Source organism: Streptomyces sp. NPDC006265, from assembly GCF_040613555.1.
Taxonomy (GTDB): Bacteria; Actinomycetota; Actinomycetes; order Streptomycetales; family Streptomycetaceae; genus Streptomyces.
Map to the genome: position 1 here is coordinate 974 of NZ_JBEXSH010000592.1, position 4,757 is coordinate 5,730.

Annotated in this window: 3 protein-coding genes and 4 pseudogenes; 3 read left to right on the forward strand and 4 right to left on the reverse strand. The window is 70.4% G+C overall.

Going from position 1 to position 4,757, the window contains the following annotated elements:
- Positions 1-448: pseudogene (locus tag ABZ281_RS34745) on the reverse strand (hypothetical protein); the annotation flags it as partial.
- Positions 449-531: 83 nt separating this feature from the next.
- On the opposite strand from ABZ281_RS34745, the gene ABZ281_RS34750 reads away from it, so the two are divergent.
- Together ABZ281_RS34750 and ABZ281_RS34755 are read left to right on the forward strand one after the other, a co-directional pair.
- A complete protein-coding gene (locus ABZ281_RS34750) occupies positions 532-882 on the forward strand; it encodes a metallopeptidase family protein (RefSeq protein ID WP_356662038.1) in 351 nt (116 codons plus the stop codon).
- 87 nt (positions 883-969) lie between these two features.
- A pseudogene (locus ABZ281_RS34755) lies at positions 970-1,284 on the forward strand (hypothetical protein); the annotation flags it as partial.
- Between the two features lie 11 nt (positions 1,285-1,295).
- Here ABZ281_RS34755 and ABZ281_RS34760 read toward each other — a convergent pair.
- The 3 genes and pseudogenes from ABZ281_RS34760 to ABZ281_RS34770 form a co-directional block, all read right to left on the reverse strand.
- A pseudogene (locus ABZ281_RS34760) lies at positions 1,296-1,827 on the reverse strand (radical SAM protein); the annotation flags it as partial.
- A 5-nt stretch (positions 1,828-1,832) separates the two neighbouring features.
- Positions 1,833-2,845: pseudogene (locus ABZ281_RS34765) on the reverse strand (pyruvate formate lyase family protein); the annotation flags it as partial.
- 153 nt (positions 2,846-2,998) lie between these two features.
- Positions 2,999-3,439: a pyridoxamine 5'-phosphate oxidase family protein gene (locus ABZ281_RS34770; protein ID WP_356662040.1), complete on the reverse strand. Its 441-nt coding sequence runs from the start codon at positions 3,437-3,439 to the stop codon at positions 2,999-3,001.
- Positions 3,440-3,827: 388 nt separating this feature from the next.
- On the opposite strand from ABZ281_RS34770, the gene ABZ281_RS34775 reads away from it, so the two are divergent.
- On the forward strand, positions 3,828-4,223 hold the full coding sequence (locus ABZ281_RS34775) for an STAS domain-containing protein (RefSeq protein WP_356662042.1): 396 nt from the start codon (positions 3,828-3,830) through the stop codon (positions 4,221-4,223).
- The last annotated feature ends 534 nt before the right edge of the window (positions 4,224-4,757 follow it).

The window sequence follows — 4,757 nt, forward strand, 5'->3', positions numbered from 1 at the left end:
GGTCGAGGGTGCCGCGGCCGACGTCCTCGGCGACCTCGTCCTGGAGCCCGGAGAGGCGTTCGGGGTGGTCCACGAGGGCCTGGGAGCGGTCGGGGTCGAGCTGGTCGACGTTGACGTCCAGGCGGACGGGGGCGATGTGGCTGTCCAGCTGGAGGGCGCCCAGCGGCGAGATATTGATCTTGGTGCCGCCGGTGAAGGAGGGACGCAGGGTCATCGTGGTGTTCATGGGGCCGACCGGGGCCCGGACGTTGCCCACGACCAGCAGGCCCAGCCAGGCGCCGAGGAGGACGACGGTGACGAGTCCCACCGCACGTATCCACGGGTGCGGCTGCGCCACGAGCTCGATCGTGACGGGCGCCTGGCGGGAGCGGTAGTGGCGGGCCAGGGCGCGCGGGGCGTTGCGGATCGGTTTCAGGACACTCGGGACTGCGGCGGGGACGCTGGCCATTGATCCCGTATGCCCAAGTGCGCGGCCGGATATGCGGCACCGGAAGGCTCTCGTACGGCGGGGACGTGGCCGACAATAGGCCTGTGCTGGAGATGACGCGTGAGGAGTTCGAGGAGCTGGTCGCCGAGGCGCTCGACCGGATCCCGCCGGAGTTGACCCGACTGATGGACAACGTCGCGGTGTTCGTCGAGGACGAGCCGCCGGCCGACGATCCCGAGTTGCTCGGGCTGTACGAAGGGACTCCGCTGACCGACCGGGGTGAGTGGTACGCCGGTGTGCTGCCCGACCGGATCACCGTCTACCGGAATCCGACGCTGCGGATGTGCGAGTCGCGGGAGGACGTCGTGGCGGAGACGGAGATCACCGTCGTGCACGAGATCGCCCACCACTTCGGCATCGACGACGCGCGCCTTCACGCCCTGGGTTACGGCTGACCGGGTTGTGAATGCGGGGCGCGTGTCCTCTTGTGGGCGCCGGGAGTTGGAGGTGTTGACTCCATCACCCTTTCCGGAGGTGGCCCCGTGCGCCCCTTGTACGTACCCGTCCGACTGGCCGCCACGGTCGTGGCGGTCGCCGCTGCCGCCGGCTGCATGAGTGTCGGCGACGACACGGGCGGGAGCGTCAAGCCGTCGCACACCGCCGGGCAGCGGGGTGGCGAGGCGCCCGACGGCGGGCCCGCGGTGTCGGGCGGCGGTGCCGGGTTCGGCGCGGCCGGGGCCGGTGGCGAGCGGGGGCGCGGCAAGGGCGGGAAGGACAAGAAGAGCAAGGACGACCGGGCGGGGGAGTCGGCCTCCCCCGAGGCGTCGCCGAGCGCTGACGCGAGCCGGACCGCGCCGGGGCGGGACGAGCCGGGGACCAGGACGTAGCGAACGTGCACCGGGACGCCCAGCCGGTCCAGCCGGGTGGCGAAGCTCAGGGTGGGGGCGAGCGAGCCGCCGGTGAGCTTCCGGTAGGTGGCGACGTCGAAGGACTTGATGTCGAGGAGGACCAGGTCGGTGTCGGCGAGCAGTGCGTCGGTCGCGCGGGCGCCCAGGAAGCACGGAGGTGTCCAGGGCGGTGTGCAGGCCGGCCTCCTTGCAGCGGCGCAGCACCGCACCCGTGAATGCCGGCTGGAGCAGCGGCTCACCTCCCGTGAGCGTCATTCCCCCGCCCGCCGTGGTGATGAAGGGCCGGTACCTGCCGATCTCGGCCATCACCTCGTCGACGATGGCTTCCCGCCCCTCGCGCATGTGCCAGGTGTCGGGATTGGCGCAGTACAGGCAGCGCAGGGGGCAGCCGCTGGTGAACAGCACGAACCGCGTGCCTGGTCCGTCGACGCCGGTGGACAGGTCCCATGAGTGGATCCGGCCCGAGACCTGTCCGGCGGCGAGCTGCGTCACGGTGTTCACAGCGCTCCGTGGAAGGTACGGCTGATCACGTCGAGCTGCTGCTCACGGGCCAGACGGACGAAGTTGACCGCGTACCCGGAGACCCGGATCGTCAACTCCGGATACTTCTCCGGGTGTTCCATGGCGTCTTCGAGCGTCGCCCGGTTCAGCACGTTGACGTTCATGTGGAAGCCACCGGAGGCCATGTAGGCGTCGAGGGTGCCGGCCAGGTTCGCGGCACGCTCGGCCGGGTCGTGACCGAGGCCCTCGGGAGTGACGGTCGAGGTGAGGGAAATGCCGTCGCGGGCACCCTCGTACGGGAGTTTCGCCACCGACAGCGCGGAGGCGACCATGCCGTGCGGGTCGCGGCCGTTCACCGGGTTCGCGCCGGGCGCGAACGGGGCGCCCGCGCGCCGACCGTCGGGTGTGTTGCCGGTGTGCTTGCCGTAGACGACGTTGGAGGTGATGGTCAGCACCGACCGGGTGTGCTGGGCGTCCCGGTAGGTCGGGTGCTTGCGCACCTTGGCCATGAACGACTCCACCAGGTCGACGGCGATGTCGTCGGCGCGATCGTCGTTGTTGCCGTACGCCGGGAACTCCCCCCTCGGTGCGGAAGTCGACGGCGAGTCCGGTGGCGTCCCGGAAGACCTTCACGCGCGCGTGCTTGACGGCGGACAGGCTGTCCACGGCCACCGACAGGCCGGCGATGCCGCACGCCATGAACCGGTGCACCGGGTGGTCGTGGAGCGCCATCTCGATGCGCTAGTAGGCGTACTTGTCATGCATGTAGTGGATGACGTTGAGCGCGTCGACGTAGGTCTCGGCCAGCCAGTCCAGCATCCGGTCGTACGCCGCCGACAGCTCCTCATAGTCCAGGTACTCACCCGTCAGCGGGCATCGGGGGCGCCACCTGCTCGCCGGTCATCTCGTCCCGGCCGCCGTTGACCGCGTACAGCAGCGCCTTGGCGAGGTCTCTGGCGCCGAAGAACTGCATCTGCTTGCCTACGGCCATCGCGGACACGCAGCAGGCGTTTACGACACCATCCACGGGATCTCCGTGTTCGGCTCCACTGACGATGCTCGTCGCCCACCGTGGTCCGGGGCAGGGCCGCGAGGAACCCGTCACCGCGACCGTCCGGTCCCTTTGCCATGGGGCCCTTCGGCCCTCTGGGCAGGGCGCCGGTCAGGCGGAGAGCTGCACCCCGTACAGCGTGCGTCCGCCGATCAGCTCTCGTCCGGTCACCAGCTCGGGCTCGACCCGCACGAAGACCTCCACGGGCGAAGGGACCCAGGAGCAGGGAACAACCCTGTTCAGGTGCTCGCGCTCGGCCGGGTCGCTCACCACTGTCGCCCGCCCGGTCACGACGACACTCCAGCCGGCCCGGGCGACCGCGTCGACCTCGTCCGCCTCGAAGGCGACTACCGCACCGTCGACCGCACGGACCAGTTCGGAAGCCGCGCAGGTGCGCAGCAGCACCGCACCGTCGTCGTCCAGACAGAAGTTGACCGGCAGAACCGCGGGCAGCGCCTGCCGTGTGTACACGATGCGGCCGACCGACACCTTCGCCAGCAGACCCAGACATTCCTGCCGACCGAGTTCACGGAAACCATCGTTGGGATACATAGCCGGTCCGTCTCTCACGCACTGCAACGCTCGAACTCCATCGTCCGTAGCACCGGCGAAGGAGGTCAGAGGCCATGAGTCCCACCTGTGCCTGAGAGCGGCCCTCGCTGCGGTACCACTACGCCCCGTCGGGGACGGTCAGGCGGACTCGGCCCGTCCAGGCGCCGGACGAGCGCTGCCCCTTCAGGTTGGCTCTGCCCGTGTACGAAAGGCACACCAGATCCGCCCCCTGACCACACGGACCTGTCCGTCGGGCCAGCCGACCCTGGTCAACCGGCGGGACGGGCCGTCCGGTCCGTCGGCTTGGTGCGCCACTGGCTCGTGCGAAGCTGCGTAAACGGGCCGAACGGCCCTTCCCCGCAGCCCGCCACCCGGGTTGTCTCTGGCCATGTCCGAAGCACACACCAAGCCCCCGCCCTGCCATACGGAACATGTCGTCGGTGGCACGACCGTGGTGGAACTACACGGCGAGATCGACCTCCTCACCGCGTCGGCCCTTTCGGCACGCCTCGACCCGCTCACCGCCGGGCCCTGCCCCGACCTGGTGCTGGACCTCCGTCCCGTGTCGTTCATCGACTGCAGCGGTCTCGCGCTGCTGTGCCGGACGAGGAACCGGGTCCTGGCCCGGTACGGCCGGCTGCGGCTGGTCGCCGAAGGTCCCCATTTCCGGCGGATCCTTCGCTGCACCGGCCTGGCCGGTGTCTTCGAGACGTACCCCTGCCTGCCCGAGGCTCTCCGCCACATTCCGGACGGAACCAGCGTCCCCGCCATGGTCGCGGTATGAACCGTCTCCTCTGGCTGATGGCTTACCGGTCCGGCCAAGCCCTGCCGAGCACCGCGATCGGGGCGCGTAGCGGGACAGCGGGGCCCTCCGGGCCGTAGCCGCGGCGGATCAACATCCGCGCGCTGCCTGGCCGGCGCGCAGCCCCCGGCCGCACAGTTTGTTGCGGCGGTCCCGCCGGTTTCGGTACCGGGGCCGAATGGCCCGTCCGGCGCCCGGACTCGGCCCCGCCGACCCAACTCGGTGCGCCCGCTGAACGGCCCATGCCAGGATGTGCTCCCGGCTGTCGCCACAGCGACACTGCCCCGGCCCAGGCACGACGTGAACCAGCCGCACTGCAAGCCCGAGACGCCCGGTCTCGCGTGCCGCCCAGTCACCGACGGCCCGGCTGCCCACCGAACCATGCACGCCGAACACAACTATCCGATCCATGATGATTCGCCTCCTTCTCCATACGTCCGCCCGCCACCCGCCCCACCGTCCGGGAGACCGCTCGCATCGCGCAGGGGCCGTCCGGGCCCCACGGCGGGACCGGAC